The sequence below is a fragment of the Delftia sp. K82 genome (assembly GCF_002193035.1).
GTDB classification, from domain to species: domain Bacteria; phylum Pseudomonadota; class Gammaproteobacteria; order Burkholderiales; family Burkholderiaceae_C; genus Comamonas; species Comamonas acidovorans.
This window is the reverse complement of sequence record NZ_MYFL01000003.1, coordinates 699,346-719,285: the sequence shown is the minus strand read 5'-3', so window position 1 is coordinate 719,285 and position 19,940 is coordinate 699,346. Positions and strand designations below refer to the sequence as shown.

Genomic DNA, 19,940 nt, shown 5'->3' with positions numbered 1-19,940 from the left:
CAAATGTCAAAAATCCGGGAGCGCTCCTGCCCGGCAGCGCGCGCTACCACTGTTAGGCGTTACATTGGTCTTTCCGTTTTTCCACCCACCAACAGGAGTCACCCATGGGACTTTTCAGTTTCATCAAGGAAGCCGGCGAAAAGCTGTTCGGCGGCAGCGCCGCACAGGCAGCCGAGCCTGCGCAAGACCTGAATGCCAAGGCCGCCAAGGCCATCGAGACCTATATCGGCACGCAGAACCTGGGCGTCAGCGACGTGAAGGTGCAGTTCGATGGCTCGCAGGGCAAGGTCACGGTGCTGGGCACGGCCCCCACCCAGGCGGTCAAGGAAAAGGTGACGCTGTGCTGCGGCAACGTCTCCAGCGTGCAGTCGGTGGACAACCAGATGACGGTGACCAACCCCGAGCCCGAAGCCCAGTACCACGACGTGGTGCGCGGCGACACGCTGTCGGCCATTGCCAAGAAGTTCTATGGCGATGCCAACAAGTACCCGGTGATCTTCGAGGCCAACAAGCCCATGCTGAGCCACCCAGACAAGATCTACCCCGGCCAGAAGCTGCGCATTCCGGCAATCTAAGCCCCCCCTGAGCGGCGTCGCCGCTTCCCCCTGAGGGGGACGACACCCTCGCGGCGGGGCGGCCCTTGCTCGGTGTCTCTGACTTGGCTCATGCCAGTTCTGGATGCCGCGAATTAGACCAGCCCCGCTCCGAGAAAGGCCGCAATAGCGGCCTTTCTCAAGGAAAGATTCAGTATTTACCGCTCAACAGCGCACCGAATCCCGGAACGGCTGTCGGCAAGCCCAGGCGCTTGAGCATCATGAACGTCGTGGCTACCGAGGAAGACAGTACCGGCAGGCCCACGCGGTCCTCGATGGGCTGCACCGAGGCCAGCGAGGGCATCTGCACGCAGGCCGAGGCGATGACCGCGTCGGCGTTGGCCGTGTTCAGGCGCCGCGTGATCTCGATGGGTGCGCGCGCATCCTGGGCGCCCACCTGCAGGTTGTCGGCAATCTCCAGCGAGATGCTGTCCACCACTTCGATGCCTTCGTTCTCTATGTAGTCGATGACCAGCTGCGTCAGCGGCTTCATGTAGGGCGCCAGCAGCGCCACCTTCTTCGCGCCGATGGCGTGCAGGCCATCGACCAGGGCGCCGGCGCTGGTGACCACGGGCGCGGGACCGCCGTTGTCCACGGTGCGCTGGTGCAGGCGCGCTTGCGAGACACGGTGGTAGCCGCGCCCCATGCTCATGATGGCCACCAGGCAGGCATAGCCGAGCACATCGACCCGCGCATCCGACAGTTCCAGCGCGCAGCGGTCGCTGTCGCCGTCCATGGCGGCCAGTTCCTCCTTGGTCACATGCTTCATGCGCATGCGGCTGGAGTGGAAGGTGAAACGCTCGGGCGCCAGGGCCTCGCGGGCGCGCAGGATGGCGGGGATCTCGGTCTCCATCGTGGTGTTGGAGCTGGGCACGATCTGCCCGATGCGGAAATGGGTTTTGGCTGCCATGTCAATCCATCGTGATGTGGTTGGCCTTGATGACCTTGCCCCAGTGGTCCGTCTCGCGCTGGACCAGGGCGGCCAGCGCTTGCGGGCCGAGGAATCGCGGCTCCACGCCCTGCAGGGCCGCGCGCTTTTGCACGTCGGGCGACTCCAGGGAGGTCTTGAGCGCGTCCGACAGCCTGGCGATGGCCTCGGGCGGCGTGCCCGCAGGCGCGAACAGGCCGACCCAGGCTTCCAGCTCGAAGCCCGGCAGGCCCGCTTCTGCCGTAGTGGGCACATCGGGCAGCATGGGATGGCGCGTCTTGCTGGTCACGGCCAGGGCCCTGAGCTTGCCCGTCTGCACGTGGCCCAGCACTGAAGGCGGCGTGGTGATGAACATCTGTACCTGGCCGCCCAGCACGTCCTGGATGGCAGGGCCGGACCCCTTGTAGGGCACATGCGTGATCTGGGTCTGGGTCACCTGGGCGAACACGGCCGTGCCCACATGGGACAGCGAGCCATTGCCCTGCGACGCGTAATTGACTTTGCCCGGGTTCTTGCGCAGGTAGGCAATGAATTCCTGCAGATTGTTCGCCGGCACCGAAGGATGAACGGCGATCACATTGGTGGCGGCCACGATCAGCCCCACGGGCGCCAGCTCGGACTGCGCCCAGGGCAGCTTGGGGAACAGTGCCGGATTGCCCACGTGGTAGGCCGAATACGAGGCCAGCAGCGTGTAGCCGTCCTTGGGCGACCGGGCCACCATCTGGTAGGCGATGTTGCCGCTGGCGCCGCCCCGGTTGTCCACCACCACCGACTGCCCCAGCAGGCGCGACAGCGGGTCGGACGCCAGGCGTGCCGCCGTGTCCACCACGCCGCCGGGCGGGTTGGGGACCACGAGGGTAATGGACTTGGTTGGAAAGGCCTGGGCCTGGACGGTTCCTGCGCCCAACAGGGCGGCCGCTGCCAGGCCGGCGGCCTGCAGCACAATGCGTCGATTCATGCTTGTCTCCATGTTCTCTTTGTACCGGCGCATTCTTGCGGGCCTGCACGCGGCCGAACAGCCGTATCTCGTTGATCCATCCTTCGTCTGTGGTGGAGGATGGGAATGATCAACCTGCACCGCTTCGATTTGCTGACGCTGCGCCTGTATGTGGCCGTGGTCGATGCCGGCAGCCTGACGGCCGGCTCGCGCACGCTGGGGCTGTCATTGGCAGCCGCCAGCAAGCGCGTGGCCGAGCTGGAGCAGCACTGCGGCGTGACCCTGCTGGTACGCAGCAAGCGCGGCGTCACGCCCACGCCCGCCGGTCAGAGCATGTACCACCATGCCGTGGACGTGGTGGCCCGGCTGGAGCACTTGGCCCTGGCCATGGACGACTTTCGCAGCGGCGCCACGGGCCAGTTGCGCCTGTGGGCCAACAACTCCGCATTTGCAGGCTTTCTGCCCCGGCTGCTGGCCGACTTCATGGCGGCCCACCCGGGTGTGTCGGTGGACCTGGAAGACGCGCTGAGCGAGGAGTCCGTGCGCGCCGTGCTCAGCGGCGTGGCCGAGCTGGCCATCATCGGGGAGAACACGCCCCTGGAAGGGCTGAGCACCCAGGTCTGCGATGTGGACGAGCTGGTGCTCGTCATGCCGCGCGGCCATGCGCTGGACACGGACGACGACTCCCCCGTGCCCCTGGCCACCGTGCTGGACCACGACTTCGTGAGCCTGGCCCGCTCCACCTCGCTGATGCGGCGCATTGCGGCCGAGGCCGAATCCATCAACCGTCCCGTGCGAATCCGCATCCAGGTGCGCAGCTTCGACGCCATGTGCCACATGGTCTCGGTGGGCCTGGGCCTGGCCATCCTGCCGCGCGCGGCCACCGCGCCGCACCTGGCAGCGCGGGCACTGCGGCTGCGCCCGCTGGGGGCGCTCAACACCCGGCGCCGGCTGCTGCTGGCCATGCGCTCGCAGGCCACGCTGTCAGGACCGGCCCAGGCCCTGGTGGACATGGTGGCCGCCCGGGCGGTGGCGTTGGGATTCGCGGAGCCGCAGCTCTGAACGACGCCAGGTCGGCGCCGGCTTACTGGCGCCAGGGCAGGCCGCGCAGGCGCCAGCCGCCGACATGGCCGCGCTGGCCGTTGGCGTCCACATCGCCCTCGAAGCCTTCGAGGATGTTGTAGGCCTCGATGCCCAGTTGCGCTGCGCGCTGGGCAGCGGCCACCGAGCGCACGCCGCTGCGGCACAGCAGGACCACCTTGCCGCCTTCAGGCACGGCGGCGCGCAGCTGGCTGTCGAAATCGGGGTTCATCGCCATGGACGGCCACTGCTTCCAGGCCACGGCCACGGCACCCGGTACGCGGCCCACCCAGTCGCGCTCTGCATCGGTGCGCACATCGACGAGCACGGCTTCGCCGGATTGCTGCCATTGCCAGGCAAGTTCGGGAGGAATGTCGCCTGCATAGCCCGGTGCGGGCTGGACGGTCAGTGGAATGGCTGCGGGAACGGGAGCGCTTGCGGACATGGATTGGCTTTCTTGATAGGACGCGGTTGTGTGCCCGGCAAGAATAACCGTCCAGCCCGACTGGCGCAGGCTCGCCGGTGCCCGAGTCGCCTATTCCCAGGGAGGCAGCAGCCTGTCACGCAGCACCTGGCGCTGCGCCTCCCAGCCCGGCATCACGCGGGCCACCGTGGCCCAGAAGCGCGGGCTGTGGTCCATGTACCGCAGGTGGGACAGCTCGTGCACGACCACGTAGTCGATGACCTCGGGCGCGTGCTGCATGAGCCGCCAGTTCAGCCGGATGGCGCCGGCCGTGTTGGCACTGCCCCAGCGCGTGCTTGCGCTGGTCAGTCTCAGGCTGGTCCACTGCACGCCCAGGAGCGGCGCGTGGCGCTGCAGGCTGGCCGTGAACCAGGAGCGCGCCTCGCGCAGCATCCAGGCCTGCACGCAGGCGCGCACCTCGGCGGCCGATGCCCCGGGCGCCAGCGGCAGGTGCAGGGACTGGCTGCCGTCGGCCGCCTGTTCACGGTGTACCTGGCGCGTGCGCAGCGGCTGGGTTTCGCCGCCGGTCAGGCGCAGCTGCAAGGGGCGGCCCAGATAGCCGATCTCTGCGCCGTGCTCCCAGCGGATGCGTGCTGCATGCTGGGCTTGCTGGCGCTGGCCGGCCTCGTGCAGCTTGCGCAATATCCAGCCCGATTTCGCCTCCAGCGCCTGCGCGATGGCAGCCATGTTGACCCAGGCAGGCGCGCTGACCACCAGCCCCTGCGCGCCGATGGTGAAGCCTATGGTGCGCCGGCGCGAGCGCTGCAACCGGTACTGCAGCACCTGCCCCTGGAGGACCGCCTGCTGGTTGGCCTCCGGGTGGACGCGGGGACTGGGCTCGGGGATGGCGGATGAAGATGGGAGAGATGGAGAAGAAGGAGTAAGAGGCGCGGACGAAGGCTGGGCGGGGGGAGTGGCCCTGTCACGGCGCGGCTTCAGCCCGCCGTCCTGCGTTTGCACGGCAGGTGGCAGCAGCCAATCCCAACTGCGCTGTGCCGGGTCCGCCATGCCGCTCTCCGGCGCCTCAGGCGCGGTAGGCCTCGGGGTCGAGGCGCTGCATTTCGGCCTCGATCCAGTTTTCGACTTCCACCATCAGCTCCTCGTGCTTGCGGCCCACGGAAGGAATGGGCTTGCCGATGGAGACATCCACCACGCCCGGCGTCTTGATGAAGGCCTTGCGCGGCCAGCACTTGGCCGAGGTGACGGCCACGGGCACGACGGGCACGCCGGTCATGATGGCCAGGCGCGTGGCGCCGGTCTTGTACTCGCCGCGTTCGCCGCGCGGGATGCGCGTGCCTTCGGGAAACATGATCACCCAGGTGCCCTGGCCCAACAGGCGCTTGCCCTGCTCGACCACCTTGTGGAAGGCGCGCGAGCCGTGCTTGCGGTCGATGTGGATCATGTCCATGCTGCCGATGGACCAGCCGAAGAAGGGCACCATGAGCAGCTCCTTCTTGAACACATAGGCCAGCGGGCGCGGCATGATCGCCGGCATGAGGAAGGTCTCGTAGGTGGACTGGTGCTTGACCAGCAGCACCACGCCCTGCTTGGGGTCGGTGGGCAGGTTCTCCATGCCCTGCACGCGGTGGCGCACGCCCATGATGACGCGGGCGCTGTCCACCGACAGCTTGAGCCAGGCGCGCGCCACGGCATAGACGCGGCGCGGCCCGCCGCCCAGCCAGCGCGTGAGCAGCACGGCCAGGGTGTAGGGGATCACGGTGATGCCCATCCAGAGCATGTGGAGGGTGGAGCGGATCAGGGACATGGCGGCAGTGTGGTGCAGAAAGCGGCGCGGCGGCCGGGCGGCAGGCCCGGGCCTTGCGCCCTCAGGAATCGGAATTCACAAAGATAGCATTGTGCGCAGGACGGCAGGCCGGCGGCGCATGGGCAAAGCGCCGTTCGGGCGTTCAGGCGTTCAGGGAGCGGGTGCGGCATCTGCCGGAACCAGCGCATCGGCCAGCGCGGCCAGGCTGGCATGGCGCTGGGTGCCGGGCGGCAGTCCGGGCGGCAGCGCCCCGTCCAGAGACACTCCGGCGCTGGCGCCCGTGCAGACCAGGTGCAGGCGCGCGCCCATGGCGGCGCCGGCCTGCAGGTGGGCCACGCAGGAGCCGACCACCCACAGCTGGTGCCCCTCGACGCCGAAGCGCTCGGCAATCTGCTCGAACAGCGCCGTGCCGGGCTTGCGGCAATGGCATTCCTCGTCCGGGGCATGGGGGCAGTAGAAAACCGCATCGACGCGCGCGCCTGCCGCCGCCATTTCGCGGTGCATGCGCGCGTGCACGGCATTGAGCTCGGTCACGTCGAAAAGGCCCCGGCCCAGGCCCGGCTGGTTGGTGGCGACCACCACATGCCAGCCCGCCCGGTTCAGGCGCGCCACGGCTTCCAGCGCCCCGCGCTGGGCCTTCCAGGCTTCGGCCGAGCCGATGAAGCCCTCCTCACCGATCTGGTTGAGGGTTCCGTCACGGTCCAGGATCGCAATTTTCATGGTCGGGTCCCAAGAATGTCAGAACTCAATTGCGCGCGTCCCAAGACGAGGGACACCGAGGAAGGGCCGCCCCGCACCGAGGGTGTCGTCCCCCTCCCTTGCGAAGCAAGTAGAGAGGGGGAAGGCGCGAAGCGCCTCAGGGGGTGCTCCATTTACGCCAGTCGCGAAAGGTCCGCCACGCGGTTCATGGCTTCGTGCAACGTGGCCAGCAGGCCCAGGCGGTTGGCCTTGAGCGCCGGGTCCTCGGCGTTGACCATCACATGCTCGAAGAAGGCATCGACCGGGGCGCGCAGCGCGGCCAGGGTCTGCAGGCTGGCCGTGTAGTCGCCGGCAGCAAACTGCTGCTGCGCCTTGGGCGCCACCGATTGCAGGGCGGCGTACAGGTCCTTCTCGGCCACCTCGGCCAGCACGGCCGCGTCGACCTGGGCCTGCACGGCCTGGTCGGCCTTCTTGAGGATGTTGCCCACGCGCTTGTTGGCGGCGGCCAGGGCCGGTGCCTCGGGCAGCTCGCCGAAGGCGCGCACGGCTTCCAGGCGCTTTTGCACGTCGGACAGGCGCTGCGGGCGCAGGGCCAGCACGGAGTCCACTTCCTGGGCCGAGAAGCCCTGCTCGCGCAGGTTGCCGGCCAGGCGGTCGTAGATGAAGTCGGCCAGCTGGGGCGTGGCGTCCTCGATCTTGTCGCCGAAGGCAGGCAGCACGCTGACCAGCAGGGTTTCCAGGTCCAGCGCCAGGTCCTTCTCGACCAGCATGCGGATCACGCCCAGCGCATGGCGGCGCAGCGCGAACGGGTCGCGGTCGCCCGTGGGCAGGTTGCCGATGCCGAACATGCCGACCAGGGTTTCCAGCTTGTCGGCCAGGGCCACGACCACGCCGGCGTTGCCGCGCGGCAGTTCGTCGCCCGCAAAGCGGGGCTTGTAGTGGTCCTCGATGGCATCGGCCACGGCCACGTCCAGGCCGTCGTTGAGCGCGTAGTAACGGCCCATGGTGCCCTGCAGCTCGGGGAACTCGCCCACCATGTCGGTCACGAGGTCGGTCTTGGCCAGTTGCGCGGCCAGATCGGCCTGCTGGGCCAGGCCCGTGTCGCCCAGCTGGCGGGCAATGCTCTTGGCGATGGAGCGCACGCGCTCCACGCGCTCGCCCTGGGTGCCGAGCTTGTTGTGGTAGACCACCTTGCCCAGCCCGTCCACGCGCGAGGCCAGGGTCTTCTTGCGGTCCTGGTCGAAGAAGAACTTGGCGTCGGCCAGGCGCGGGCGCACCACGCGTTCGTTGCCGCCGATGACGGCGCTGGCATCCTGGGGGCTGATGTTGCTGACCACCAGGAACTGGTGGGTCAGCTTGCCGGCGGCGTCCAGCAGCGGGAAGTACTTCTGGTTGGCCTTCATGGTGAGGATCAGGCATTCCTGCGGCACGTCGAGGAATTCCTTCTCGAACTCGCAGACCAGCACATTGGGGCGCTCGACCAGGGCCGTGACTTCGTCCAGCAGGGCCTCGTCCTCGATGGGACGGACACCGCCGCCCACGCGCTCGGCAGCGGCCTGCAGCTGGCGCGCGATCTCGGCACGGCGCTCGGCGAAGCTGGCAATGACGGCGCCTTCCTCGCGCAGCTGCGCGGCGTAGTCATCGGCGGAGCGGATGACCACGGGATCGACCGCCGCCTCGAAGCGGTGTCCATGCGTGGCCGTGCCCGCCGTCAGGCCCAGGGCCTTGACGCCGATCAGCACCTCGGTGCCGTGCAGCACCACCAGGCCGTGGGCCGGGCGCACGAAATGGACGCTGCTCCAGCCGTCGGCCAGCTGGTAGCGCATGACCTTGGGGATGGGCAGCTTGGCAATGGCTTCGTCCAGCGCCTTTTGCACGCCATCGGCCAGCATCACGCCGCGCACGGTGGAGGCGTGGAACAGGGCTTCGGCCTTGCCTTCGCCCTGGCGGGTCAGGCCGGCAACGGCTTCTTCGCCGGCACCCAGGGCGGCCAGCTTCTTGATCAGGGCGGGCGTGGGCTTGCCGTCGGCGTCCAGGCCCACGGAGACGGGCATGAGCTTTTGCGACACGGCCTTGTCCTCGGCCTGGGGCAGGACTTCGGTGATGTGGGCGGCCAGGCGGCGCGGCGAGGCATAGGCCGTCAGGCGCGCTTCGCTGGAGGCCAGCAGGCCCTGGGCCTTGAGCTGCTCGAACAGCACGCCGGCAAAGGCGTCGCCCAGCTTTTGCAGCGCCTTCGGGGGCAGCTCTTCGACAAACAGTTCAACAAGAAGATTCGATGCGTTCATGGTCTGGTGTTCTCTCGGTGCAGCGGTGTCCGCCTCAGGCGGCCTTCTTGCCCTGTTGTTCGGCGGCCTTGGCCAGCTCGGCCAGCACTTCGTCGGCATGGGCCTTGGGCGCCATGGGGAAGCCCAGGCGTGCACGGCTGTCCATATAGGCCTTGGCCACGGCGCGGGCCAGGTTGCGGATGCGGCCGATGTAGGCGGCACGCTCCGTCACGCTGATGGCGCCGCGCGCATCGAGCAGGTTGAAGGTGTGGGCGGCCTTGAGCACCTGCTCGTAAGCCGGCAGCGCCAGCTGTTCGCCGATCAGGTGGTTGGCCTGCTTTTCGTAGGCGCCGAAGGCAGTGAACAGGAAGTCGGCGTCCGAATGCTCGAAGTTGTAGGTGGACTGCTCCACCTCGTTTTGGTGGTAGACGTCGCCGTAGCTCAGGCCGTCGGTCCAGGTCAGGTTGTAGACGTTGTCCACGCCCTGCAGGTACATGGCCAGGCGCTCCAGGCCGTAGGTGATCTCGCCCGTGGCGGGCTTGCAGTCGATGCCGCCGACCTGCTGAAAGTAGGTGAACTGCGTCACCTCCATGCCGTTGAGCCAGACTTCCCAGCCAAGGCCCCAGGCGCCCAGCGTGGGGTTCTCCCAGTCGTCCTCGACGAAGCGGATGTCGTTCTTCTTCAGATCGAAGCCCAGGGCTTCGAGCGAGCCCAGGTACAGCTCCAGGATGTTGTCGGGCGCGGGCTTGAGCACCACCTGGAACTGGTAGTAGTGCTGCAGGCGGTTGGGGTTGTCGCCATAGCGGCCGTCCTTGGGGCGGCGGCTGGGCTGCACGTAGGCGGCCTTCCAGGGCTCGGGGCCCAGGGCGCGCAGGAAGGTGGCGGTGTGCGAGGTGCCCGCGCCCACTTCCATGTCATAGGGCTGGAGCAGCGCGCAGCCCTGGTCGGCCCAGTAGGACTGCAGCTTGAGGATGATTTGTTGGAAAGTGAGCATGACTTGTTTCAGGCGTCGCACGCAGGCCGGGGCCGCGCCGGTGAATGAGAGGCGGCTCGCGCCGCGCAAACGACGATTTTAAGGCGCCGCCCGGCCCTGCGCCGTGCTGCCGGCCTGCGGCCCCACGCCGGCAGCGCCGCCACGCGATCTGCATCAAAAAACGGAGCACGCAGTGCATACAGGCAAAGGCCATGGCGCGTGACCGCCTGGAAACAGGCCTTGCAAGGCCCGGCAGGATCATTTTTTGACAATTCACCAGGGCAGCGGCCGGTGGCCGATCGCCACGCCGCCATGCACGCCCCCTAGAATGGCCCATTGACCTTTTTTGTCGTGGACCACCACCGCCCCGGAGCCTGCCATGAACCTGATGAACATCATCACCAAGCAACTGATAGAGATCATCGAGTGGACCGATGACTCGCGCGACACGCTCTCCTACCGCTGGCCCGATGACGACAAGGAAATCAAGAACGGCGCCCAGCTCATCGTGCGCGAGTCGCAGCAGGTGCAGTTCGTCTCGGCCGGCCAATACGCCGACCTATTCAGCCCCGGCAAGCACACGCTGACCACGCAGAACATTCCCATCCTGTCCACCATCCAGGGCTGGAAGTACGGCTTCAACTCGCCGTTCAAGTGCGATGTCTACTTCATCAACACGCGCCTGTTCACGGGCAACAAGTGGGGCACCTCCAACCCCGTGATGGTGCGCGACAAGGACTTCGGCGCCGTGCGCCTGCGCGCCTTCGGCACCTACGACTTCCGCATCGTCGAGCCGGCCAAGTTCCTCAAGGAAGTGGCAGGCACGGACCAGAACTTCCGTATCGATGAGTTCGCCGACACCATGCGCTCGCGCATCATCAGCGTGTTCACCGAGTCGCTGGCCAAGGCCCAGGTGCCCGTGCTGGACGTGGCCCAGCGCTATGGCGAGCTGGGCGATGCGCTGCTGCCGCTGATCAACCCGGCCATGACGGACAAGTACGGCCTGGAGATCACCAGCTTCGTGCTGGAGAACGTGTCCGTGCCGCCCGAGGTGGAGCAGGCCATCGACAAGCGCTCCAGCATGACGGCCATCGGCAACCTCAACGACTACGTCAAATACCAGATGGGCCAGGCCATGACCACGGGCGGCGAAGGTGCTGCCGCAGCCACCCTGCCCGCCACCATGGCCATGGGCTTCGGCATGGCGCAGGAGATGATGAAGAGCATGCAAAGCGGCGGCGGTGCCGGTGGCGCACCGGCCGGCCATGGCCAGGCGTCCGATCCGTTCTCGCCCGCTGCCGCACAGGCGGCCCAGGCCCCCGCAGCGCCCGCCGCAGGTGGACTGCAGGTGCTGACCCCGGCCCAGGCGGCCCAGGTGCTGGGTGTGAGCGAGGCCGATGTGCTGGCCGAGATCCAGGCCGGCAACCTCAAGGCGCGCCAGATCGGCAGCCAGTGGCGCATTGCGCAAGCCGCACTCGATGACTTCCTGCGCGGCTGACATTTCCGTGGTTTGACCCTTTGCGGCGCCAGGCCCTGCCTGGCGCCGCGTCCCGTTTTCCAGGACCGATGCCGTGAGCGCGCCCTCCTCCAGTTCCTCCAGCACCTCGACTTCCCCCGCCTCCGGTTCCTGGGAGGCCGCAGCCGCCGCGCCCGCCATGGTGCGCAAGCACCCCTGCCCCGAATGCGGCGCCAACCTCGAATGGAATGCCCAGGCCCAGGCGCTCAAGTGCCCGTACTGCGGCACCACGGTGCCCTGGAGCGAGGAACTGGGCCGCGATGTGGTCGAGCAGGACCTGGCCGAGGCGCTGCGCAACCCAAAGTCCGGCCGGGGCTGGGGCACGGAGGACCGCTACGAGGTCCAGTGCCAGAACTGCCGTGCCATCTCGGTCTTCGTGAACCGCACCGTGGCCCAGCGCTGCGACTTCTGTGGCTCGCCCTCCATCGTCGCCCATGAGGACCAGGGCGATGCCATCACGCCGCAGAGCATCCTGCCCTTCAAGATCAGCGACGGCCAGATCCGCGACCGCATCCGCCAGTGGTATGGCAGCCGCTGGTTCGCGCCCAACCGCCTGAAGTCCGCCGCGCTGACCGACACGCTGCACGGCGTCTACCTGCCCTACTGGACCTTCGACGCCCACGCCAGCGCCGACTGGCAGGCCGAGGCGGGCTTCTACTACTACACCACCGAGTCCTACCGCGACAGCAACGGCAACGTGCAGACGCGCCAGGTGCGCCATGTACGCTGGGAGCCGGCCTCGGGCAGCCTCGCTCATTTCTTCGACGACGAACTGGTGCCCGGCACCGTGGGCGTGCACGCCAACCTGCTGCGCCAGGTGGAGCCCTTTCCCACGACCACCGACCTCAAGCCCTACACGCCGGAATTCGTGCGCGGCTGGACGGTGGAGCGCTACCAGATCGACCTGGGCAAGGCCGCCCAGGTCAACGTGCAGGACATGGACGAGCAGCTGCGCGCCCTGTGCGCGCGCCAGGTGCCCGGCGACACCTACCGCAACCTGCAGATGCAGCGCGAGTACCAGGGCCGCACCTTCAAGCACATCCTCGTGCCGGTCTGGCTGGTGGGCTACACCTACGGCAGCAAGACCTTCCAGATCATCGCCAACGGCTACACCGGTCAGATCGCGGGCGAGCGCCCCTACAGCGCCCTCAAGATCACGCTGGCCGTGCTGGCCACGATCATGGTGCTGGCGCTGCTGTGGGTGATGTTCGGCAAGTAGGCCGGCTGCCGCTCACCACGCGCTCCAGACCTCTTCGGCAAGCCCGAAGGCGGTGCTCGCGCCGGAACCTCCGGTGACCGCCACCACGCGCGTGGCCTCGTCGGGCGCATGCACCACGCAGGGCGCGTCCTGCGCACTCGGGTAGACGCCCACCCAGCGCTCCACCACCTGCGCATCGCGCAGGTTCAGGGCCTCGTTCATGTGGCGCAGCATCAGCCGGTCCACGGCTTCGCTGGCAAAGGGCTGGGGCGCTGCGCCGTAGTGGTGGGAATCGCCCACCACCAGGCTGCCGTCCGCGCTTTGCACGGCGATCAGGTGGATGCCGTGGGCCAGGCTCTCGCCCTCCTCCCGCTCCAGCTCGGCGCGCAGCGCGGCAGCTTCGGGCAGGGCGCTGTAGCCCTCGTATCTGACCATGCTCAGGTCACCCATGACCGAGCCCTTGAGCCGAAAGCCCGGCTGCGGCCGCACGCGCAGCATCTGCAGCTGGCACAGCTGGATGCGGTGCGGCGCCCACAGGCCGGCGAACAGGCCGCCCGGGTCGGCGTTGTTGCAGACCACCACGCGTTCGCCGTGGTAGCTGGCGCGCGTGCTACGCACCCGGGGCGCGGCCACGTCGAGCACGGCCTCGCCAAAGCGGAAATCCACGCCCATGGCTTGCTCCAGCCACTGCGCCAGCCGGGCAATGGCCGTGCGCGACTCCACGCGCAGTTCATGCGGGCTGTAGAGCACGGCGGACAAATCCTCGGTACGCAGTGCAGGATGGCGCTCGGCGGCCTGGGCCGGCGTGAGCAGCTCGCAGCGCTCGCCCATCGCCGTGCTCAGGAAGGCATGGAGCACAGCCTCGGCGCTGGGGCGGCGCGCCGTCAGCCACAGGCCGCGGTGCACGACCTCGATGCCGGCCTGCGGCGCTATCTCGGCCCAGGTGTCGCGCGAGCGCATGGCACGCCGCCAGTGGGCACCGGCCTGCTGCCCCGTGATGGTCACAAAGCCGAAGTTGCGGATGGAGGCGGAGATGCAGGCCGCGTCGCGCTCGATGACAAGCACGCTGCGGCCACGGCGCGCAGCCGCATAGGCGTGGGCCAGGCCGACAATGCCGGCCCCCACCACGATCAGGTCGTAGTTCTTCATGGGAAAAAACGGAGGGAGGAAGAGAGAAGGAATCAGCACTGGCGCCAGCGCTGCGTGCGCCGCTGCACCCAGGCATCCAGCGCCGCGATCAGCAGCCGGCCCGTGGCGGCGGTGGCAAAGATCAGCGTGGCCATGGCGGCGGCCGGCGCGGTGTCGCCCGCGTCGTCCATGGCCAGCACGGCCACCGAGGCCAGCGTGGTCTCGGGCGAGTAGAGGAACACCACGGCCGACACCGTGGTCATGGCGTTGACGAAGAAGTAACCGGCCACCTGCATCACTACGGGCATGCACACCGGCAGGTGCACGCGCCACAGCAGCGTCCAGAAGGCCACGCCCAGGGAATCGGCCACGCGCTCGTATTCGGCATCGAGCTGCTGCAGCGCGGCCAGTTGCGTGATGTGCGCCACCGAGAAGAAATGCGCCACCGAACACAGCACCAGGATGGCCATGCTGCCGTACAGAAAATGCAGCGGATTGCCCTGGGCATTGAAGAACAGGATGTAGCCCAGGCCCAGCGCCAGCCCCGGCACGGCCATGGGCAGCGTGGCCACGGCATGCAGCCACTGGCGCGTGCGTGCCCAGCGCTGGGGCTTGGCCACCAGGTAGGCGGTCACAAAACTCAGCACCGCCCCCACCACCGCCGTGGCCAGCGCCATGGACAGCGAGTTGCCATAGCTGGCCCAGCCGCCGCCGTCCATCATGTCGAAGCGGTAGTTCTTGAATGTCAGCGTGAGGTTGTAGGGCCAGTAGCTGACCAGGGAGGCCAGCACGGCCGTGCCCATGACGGCCAGCAGCGCCAGCGCCACCAGCGCGCAGTACGCAAGCAACGCGCGGTCCAGCGGCGCATGGGGCTGGGGCACCAGCGGCACGGAGCGCACGCCCATGGTCGCCGCCTGCCGCGCACGCAAATGGCGCTCTGCCGCAAAGGCCAGGCCGGCCGGCACCAACAGCAGCATGGCCACCACGGCACCCATGGACAGCTTTTGCTGGCCGATGACCTGCTTGTAGATATCGGTAGCCAGCATGGCCGTGTTGCCGCCAATGACCTTGGGCACGCCGAAGTCGGTCACCACGAGCACGAAGACCACGATCCAGGAAATCATCAGCCCGTAGCGGCTGGCCGGCAGCGTGACCTGGCGAAAGCTGCGCCAACGGCTGGCGCCCAGCGTGGCGGCCGCCTCGTACAGGCGCGCATCGCCCGAGGCCAGCGTGGTGCACAGGATCATCAGCGCATGCGGAAAGGTCCAGAGCACCGAGCCTACGATGATGCCGAAGGGACCGTAGGCCGAGCCACCCTGCAGCCAGCCCTTGAGCAGGCCCTGGCTGCCGAACAGGTAGATCAGGCTGATGGCCATGAGCAGCGAGGGCGCCAGCAACGGCACCAGGGCCAGGCCCCGGAACCAGCGCGCCAGCGGCATGCAGCTGCGCACCACGCCATAGGCGTAGACATAGGCCAGCAGCACGCAGACCGTGCTGCTCACGGCCGACAGCCACAGGCTGTTGAACAGCGATTGCGCCACGCCCGGCATGCGCGCATAGGTGATGAACTGGGCCAGGCCCGTGAAGCGGCCCGCATCGTCCCAGAAACTCCTGCCCAGCAGGCTGGCGACCGGCAGGGCGATGGTGGCCAGCAGCCAGGCCAGCGCGCCCAGCACCAGGGCGCCAAGCCACCAGCGCTCCCAGCCTGCGCTGCGCTCGCGCGGACGCACAGGTCCTGCAGGTGCGCTGCGGCGGGCGGGAACGGAGCGGTCCACCGGCACGGGCACGGGCACGGGCACAGGCACGGAAATGGCCGTGTCCATGGGATGCGCGCTCATGCGGCCTTCCTCGCATCGGGCGCCGCCAGCGGCTGCAGCGCAGCGGCGGGTAGCTCCATCAGCACCTCGCCCTGCAGCCAGTCGGGCAGGCCCACGTCGTGGCGCAGGGGCCACTGGGCGTCCACCTGGCATTGCAGCGTGGGGCTGAACAGGCGCACCAGGGCCATCGATCCCAGGAAGGAGGTCTCCACCACGCGGGCGCGGAACAGGTTGGCCAATGCCGTGGGCTGGGCCGGGTGCAGCACCACGCTCTCGGGCCGCACGCCCACCAGCAGGGCAGCGCCAGGCTCGAAACCGGCCAGCGCGCAGCGCAGGCTGGCCTCGCCGATGCGCACCTGGTCCGCCGATTCGGCCGTGGCCGGCAGCAGGTTCATGCGGCCCACGAAGCCGGCCGCGAACTGGCTCACGGGCCGGGCATAGAGCTGCTCGGGCGAGCCCTGCTGCTCGATGCGGCCCTGGTGCATGAGCACCACGCGGTCGGCCATGGACAAGGCCTCTTCCTGGTCGTGCGTGACCATGATGGAGGCAATACCCAGCTGGCGCTGCAACTGGCGGATCTCGCTGCGCAGCTCGGTGCGAACCTGGGCGTCCAGCGCGGACAGCGGCTCGTCGAGCAGCAGCAGGCGCGGCCGGGGCGCCAGCGCACGGGCCAGGGCCACGCGCTGCTGCTGGCCGCCCGACAGCTGGGCCGGGTAGCGCTGGGCCTGCGCGCCCAGGCCCACCAGGGACAGCATCTCGGCCACACGCTCGCGCGCCTGCGCCGCAGGCTGCCCGTTCAGCCCGAAGGCCACGTTCTGCGCGGCCGTGAGATTGGGAAACAGCGCATAGCTCTGGAACACCACGCCAAAGCCACGGCGTGCGGCCGGCCAGCGCGTGATGTCATCGCCCTGGAACAGCACCCTGCCCTCGTCAGGCATGTCGATGCCGCAGACGATGCGCAGCAGCGTGGTCTTGCCGCAGCCCGAAGGGCCGAGCAGGCTGACGAACTCGCCCGCCTCCACGTTCAGGTCAATGCCGCGCAGCACCTGCTGCTCGCGGTAGCGCTTGGCGATATGGTCTATGCGCAGCATGGCGTGGCTCCGGCTTACTTTTTCTCTGCCTTGGCTTCGTAGCGGCGGCTCCACTCGGCCAGGATGCGGTCGCGGTTATCGGCGGCCCAGTTGAAATCGTTCTTCGCCAACCGCTTTTCCAGATCGGCAGGAATGAACTCCAGCTTCTCCTGCGCCTCGGGCAGGGCCAGCACGGCGAAGTTGGCGGCGTACAGCTTGTTGGCCTCGGGCGTGACGGCCCAGTCGGCCAGCGCCTTGGCGGCTTCCTGTTTTCTGCTGGTCTTGAGGATGGCCGTGGCCTCCACGTCCCAGCCCAGGCCTTCCTGCGGGAAGACGATGTCGATGGGCGCGCCGTCCTTCTTGGTCTTGCTGGCGCGGTACTCGAAGCTCAGGCCCACGGGAAACTCGCCGGCCCCCGCCTGACGGCAGGGCTTGGAGCCGCTGTGCGTGTACACGCCCATGTTCTGGTGCAGGCCGTCCATGTAGGCCCAGCCCTTTTCCTCGCCCATGATCTGCAGCCAGGCCGCGACCATCAGGTAGCCCGTGCCGCTGGAGGCCGGGTGGGGCATGGTGATCGTGCCCTTGAACTCGGGCCTGATCAGGTCGGCCCAGCTGGCGGGCACCGGCAGCTTGCGCTTGCCGGCTTCCACGGTGTTGAAGCAGATGGCCGAGGACCACAGGTCCATGCCCACCCAGGTCGGCTGCGCGCGCGGATCGCGCATGTTGGCGCGCACCTTGTCCAGGCCCTTGGGCGCGTAGGGCTGGAGCATGCCCTGCTTGTCCAGCAGCATCAGCGAGGTGGCGGCCACGCCCCAGATCACGTCGGCCTGGGGATTGGCCTTCTCGGCCAGCAGGCGGGCCGTGATGATGCCCGTGCTGTCACGCACGAACTTGAGCTCGATCTCGGGATGGGTCTTCTCGAAGCCGCTCTTGTAGGCCTTGATCTGGTCGGCCTCCAGCGCGCTGTAGACCAGCAGCTCTGTCTTGGCCGCGTGGACAAGGGTGGCGAAGGAGGCGACGGTCAGCGCCGCAGAGGCAATGGCGAGGCGGCGGCCCAGGGAGGCAAGGGTGTGGCGCATGGCGTGGCAGTTCCGTTGTGGGTTCGTGGACAGGTGGCAGGTTCACCACCTCTGACACCCACTTTAGGAAGCGCAGGTGAAACGCCCGTGTCACACAACGGAAATTTGGCGAAGCGGGTATTGGCGGATTTGGGTGCCCCACCCATCGCCCACCCCGTCTCGTCAGCCGCGCGGCTTGCCCCTGCCTGTGCGCGTTGCCTGGGCCGCCTGGGCCGCCTGGGGCTGCAGCGCATCCAGCAGCCGGTCCTGCAGGCGCGCGCGGTGGGCAAGGTTCTCATCCAGCCGCGCGGCCAGCGCGTCGATGTGCTCGCGCATCAGTTGCTCGGCGCGCGCCATGTCGCCGGCCGCCAGCGCATCGACGATGGCCTCGTGGTCGGCATTGGAGTGCTGTGCCTCGGTCTGCGACTGGTACAGCGCAGACACCAGGGTGGTGCGCGCCGACAGGTCGGCCATCATGGCCGTGAGAAAGCGGTTGCCCATCTGCTCGGCCAGGCAGACGTGGAAGTCGGCCAGCAGCACGCTGCGCTGGCCGGCGTTGTCGGCCTCGGCGATGGCGCCGCGCTCCTGCGCCACATGCTCGCGCAGCGTGCGTATGGCCGCCTGCAGCGGCCGGCCCGCGTCGCGCAGCATGCCGGACTCCAGCACGCGGCGCGCGGCATAGGTTTCCTGGGCTTCCTCGAACGAGGGCTCGACCACGTACCAGCCCTGGCGCGAGCGCACCTCGACGAAGCCTCGCGCCTGCAGCTGCATCAGCGCCTCGCGCACCATGGTGCGGCTCACGCCGAAGACCTCGGCCAGTTCCTTTTCGCCCAGGCGTTCGCCAGGGCGCAGCTTGCGCTCGACGATGGAGCGCATGACACGCTCGGCGATCAAGGCCGGCCCGGTGGCCGGCGCATCCTGCGGCTCGGACATGGCGGCCTCCTCAGGCCGCGGCCGGAATGCGGCGCGGGCGCAGCGTGGCCATCACCCAGTACACGCTGCCGCCGATCAGCACGCCGAAGAACCAGCCGTAGGTGCCCCACCAGACCGGCAGCAGGCTGGTGAAGTTGGGCAGGATGGTGGAGAACACGCTGCCGATGCCGGTGGCGATGAGCGCGTTGACGTTCCAGCCGCCCTCGTAGCGGTACTCGCCATGCTCGTCATACAGCGCGGCCACGTTGATGTTGCCCTTGGCCACCAGGTAGTAGTCCACCAGGATGATGCCCAGCAGCGGCCCCATGGTGGCGCCGATGGCGTTCACGAAGTGGGCAGCGCCGCCCTCCCATGGTGCAAAGGGGTAGAGAGCCAGGGCGATCAGTGCGGCGATGTATCCGCCGCGCTTGAAGTCGATGCGCTTGGGAAACACGTTGGAAATATCGAAGGCCGCCGAGACGAAGTTGGCCACCACGTTGATGCCCAGCGTGGCCACGGCAAAGGTGACGGCCGCCAGCAGGGCCAGCACCCAGCTGTCGAACTTGGCCGAGATCTGCTCGGGGTGCAGCAGCACCTCGCCATAGACCTTGAAGGCCGCAATCGTGGTGATGCCGGCCACCAGCGAGAACGCGATCAGGTTCACGGGCAGGCCCCAGAGGTTGCCCTTGGCGACCGCCTCCTTGTTCTTCGCATAGCGCGAGAAGTCGCAGAAGTTCAGGTACAGCGCCGCAAAGTAGGTGATCCAGGTCGCGCCCACGGCCATCAGCGCCCAGAAGCTGCCCGGCGCGCCGCTCACCCCCGCATCCTTGGTCTTGTCCAGCAGCACATCCATGGGAATGCCGTGGTCGAAGCTGAAGCCGCCGGCCTTCACGCACAGCCCGATGGCCAGCACCAGCATGGCGATCCACACGGCAGGCCCGGCCCAGTCCTGGAATCGCCGCACGGTCTCCATGCCCCTTTGGATGATCAGCAGCTGCAAGGCCCAGATGACCACGTAGCAGATCACCTCCAGCCCCGAATGGCCCAGCCAGTGCGTGGTCTGGTGGAAGGACAGCAGGGCGTCATTGCGCACCATCAGCGCCACCATGGCGCCCGAGGCGGCCGCCGTCTGCGCGCCATACCAGAAGCAGGCCACGACGGCGCGCACCAGCGCCGCCAGATTCGCTCCCCAGACACCGAACGAGGCACGCGCCAGCACCGGGTAGGGCACGCCGGTCTTCTCGCCCGCATAGCCCACCAGGTTCATCAGAAAAAAGATGACCAGGGAACTGATGCCGATGGCGATCAGAAAATTGACGAAGCTGCCGCACAGCAGAAACAGGCTGGCCGCCAGGTAGTAGCCCCAGAGGCTGTGCACGTCCGAAGTCCAGACGTTGAAGATGCTGAAGGCGCCCCAGCGGCGGTCCCTGGTGGGCGCCAGATCTTCGTTGTAGAGACCTGGCGAGGGGTTGCGGATGTCCATTGATGCGCTCCTTGACCACGAGTAATCACTGACACAAGACCAGCCGAAAACCATGA

The 19,940-nt window shown here is 68.1% G+C and carries 18 protein-coding genes; 4 read left to right on the top strand and 14 right to left on the bottom strand.

Features of this window, described 5'->3' with window-relative positions; translation table 11 throughout:
• Window positions 1-104 precede the first annotated feature (104 nt).
• Window positions 105-575 carry a peptidoglycan-binding protein LysM gene (gene lysM, locus KDK82_RS20145; protein ID WP_012203227.1) on the top strand — a complete coding sequence of 157 codons (471 nt, stop codon included), beginning with the start codon at window positions 105-107 and terminating at the stop codon, window positions 573-575.
• Between the two features lie 169 nt (window positions 576-744).
• Here lysM and KDK82_RS20140 read toward each other — a convergent pair whose 3' ends face one another.
• Both KDK82_RS20140 and KDK82_RS20135 read right to left on the bottom strand, forming a co-directional pair.
• Entirely contained in the window at window positions 745-1,503 is a 759-nt protein-coding gene (locus KDK82_RS20140) for an Asp/Glu racemase (protein ID WP_088166023.1), read from the bottom strand.
• Between the two features lies 1 nt (window position 1,504).
• Window positions 1,505-2,479, bottom strand: coding sequence for a tripartite tricarboxylate transporter substrate binding protein (locus KDK82_RS20135; RefSeq protein ID WP_012203225.1), 975 nt, complete (start codon window positions 2,477-2,479; stop codon window positions 1,505-1,507).
• A 105-nt stretch (window positions 2,480-2,584) separates the two neighbouring features.
• Here KDK82_RS20135 and KDK82_RS20130 point away from each other — a divergent pair, with 105 nt between their 5' ends.
• A complete protein-coding gene (locus KDK82_RS20130) occupies window positions 2,585-3,520 on the top strand; it encodes a LysR family transcriptional regulator (protein ID WP_065345371.1) in 936 nt (311 codons plus the stop codon).
• A 22-nt stretch (window positions 3,521-3,542) separates the two neighbouring features.
• On the opposite strand, the gene KDK82_RS20125 is transcribed toward KDK82_RS20130, so the two are convergent.
• The 6 genes from KDK82_RS20125 to glyQ form a co-directional block, all read right to left on the bottom strand.
• On the bottom strand, window positions 3,543-3,983 hold the full coding sequence (locus KDK82_RS20125) for a rhodanese-like domain-containing protein (RefSeq protein WP_065345370.1): 441 nt from the start codon (window positions 3,981-3,983) through the stop codon (window positions 3,543-3,545).
• Window positions 3,984-4,073: 90 nt separating this feature from the next.
• Window positions 4,074-5,009: a M48 family metallopeptidase gene (locus KDK82_RS20120; RefSeq protein WP_088166022.1), complete on the bottom strand. Its 936-nt coding sequence runs from the start codon at window positions 5,007-5,009 to the stop codon at window positions 4,074-4,076.
• A 16-nt stretch (window positions 5,010-5,025) separates the two neighbouring features.
• Window positions 5,026-5,766 carry a 1-acyl-sn-glycerol-3-phosphate acyltransferase gene (locus KDK82_RS20115; RefSeq protein ID WP_088166021.1) on the bottom strand — a complete coding sequence of 247 codons (741 nt, stop codon included), beginning with the start codon at window positions 5,764-5,766 and terminating at the stop codon, window positions 5,026-5,028.
• Window positions 5,767-5,916: 150 nt separating this feature from the next.
• Window positions 5,917-6,486: an HAD-IIIA family hydrolase gene (locus KDK82_RS20110; RefSeq protein ID WP_013804243.1), complete on the bottom strand. Its 570-nt coding sequence runs from the start codon at window positions 6,484-6,486 to the stop codon at window positions 5,917-5,919.
• Between the two features lie 152 nt (window positions 6,487-6,638).
• The gene (gene glyS, locus KDK82_RS20105; protein WP_065345368.1) at window positions 6,639-8,750 is read right to left on the bottom strand and encodes a glycine--tRNA ligase subunit beta; all 2,112 of its coding nucleotides are present in this window, start codon (window positions 8,748-8,750) and stop codon (window positions 6,639-6,641) included.
• Window positions 8,751-8,784: 34 nt separating this feature from the next.
• Entirely contained in the window at window positions 8,785-9,723 is a 939-nt protein-coding gene (glyQ, locus tag KDK82_RS20100) for a glycine--tRNA ligase subunit alpha (protein ID WP_012203218.1), read from the bottom strand.
• Between the two features lie 358 nt (window positions 9,724-10,081).
• Between glyQ and KDK82_RS20095 the strand changes: the two genes are divergently transcribed.
• Both KDK82_RS20095 and KDK82_RS20090 read left to right on the top strand, forming a co-directional pair.
• Window positions 10,082-11,200, top strand: coding sequence for an SPFH and helix-turn-helix domain-containing protein (locus KDK82_RS20095; protein ID WP_088166020.1), 1,119 nt, complete (start codon window positions 10,082-10,084; stop codon window positions 11,198-11,200).
• A 73-nt stretch (window positions 11,201-11,273) separates the two neighbouring features.
• On the top strand, window positions 11,274-12,437 hold the full coding sequence (locus tag KDK82_RS20090; RefSeq protein ID WP_088166019.1) for a zinc ribbon domain-containing protein: 1,164 nt from the start codon (window positions 11,274-11,276) through the stop codon (window positions 12,435-12,437).
• A 12-nt stretch (window positions 12,438-12,449) separates the two neighbouring features.
• On the opposite strand, the gene KDK82_RS20085 is transcribed toward KDK82_RS20090, so the two are convergent.
• From KDK82_RS20085 to KDK82_RS20060, 6 genes are all read right to left on the bottom strand, one after another.
• On the bottom strand, window positions 12,450-13,565 hold the full coding sequence (locus KDK82_RS20085; protein WP_088166018.1) for a TIGR03364 family FAD-dependent oxidoreductase: 1,116 nt from the start codon (window positions 13,563-13,565) through the stop codon (window positions 12,450-12,452).
• A gap of 32 nt (window positions 13,566-13,597) precedes the next feature.
• On the bottom strand, window positions 13,598-15,382 hold the full coding sequence (locus KDK82_RS20080) for a putative 2-aminoethylphosphonate ABC transporter permease subunit (protein ID WP_088166017.1): 1,785 nt from the start codon (window positions 15,380-15,382) through the stop codon (window positions 13,598-13,600).
• Complete coding sequence (locus KDK82_RS20075) at window positions 15,379-16,452, bottom strand: ABC transporter ATP-binding protein (protein WP_063327309.1); 1,074 nt, start codon at window positions 16,450-16,452, stop codon at window positions 15,379-15,381. The genes KDK82_RS20080 and KDK82_RS20075 overlap by 4 nt, the downstream gene beginning before the upstream one ends.
• A gap of 14 nt (window positions 16,453-16,466) precedes the next feature.
• A complete protein-coding gene (locus tag KDK82_RS20070) occupies window positions 16,467-17,510 on the bottom strand; it encodes a putative 2-aminoethylphosphonate ABC transporter substrate-binding protein (protein ID WP_088166016.1) in 1,044 nt (347 codons plus the stop codon).
• A 162-nt stretch (window positions 17,511-17,672) separates the two neighbouring features.
• The gene (locus KDK82_RS20065; RefSeq protein ID WP_012203211.1) at window positions 17,673-18,422 is read right to left on the bottom strand and encodes a GntR family transcriptional regulator; all 750 of its coding nucleotides are present in this window, start codon (window positions 18,420-18,422) and stop codon (window positions 17,673-17,675) included.
• 10 nt (window positions 18,423-18,432) lie between these two features.
• Window positions 18,433-19,884, bottom strand: coding sequence for an NCS1 family nucleobase:cation symporter-1 (locus tag KDK82_RS20060; RefSeq protein ID WP_071954321.1), 1,452 nt, complete (start codon window positions 19,882-19,884; stop codon window positions 18,433-18,435).
• Window positions 19,885-19,940: the final 56 nt, after the last annotated feature.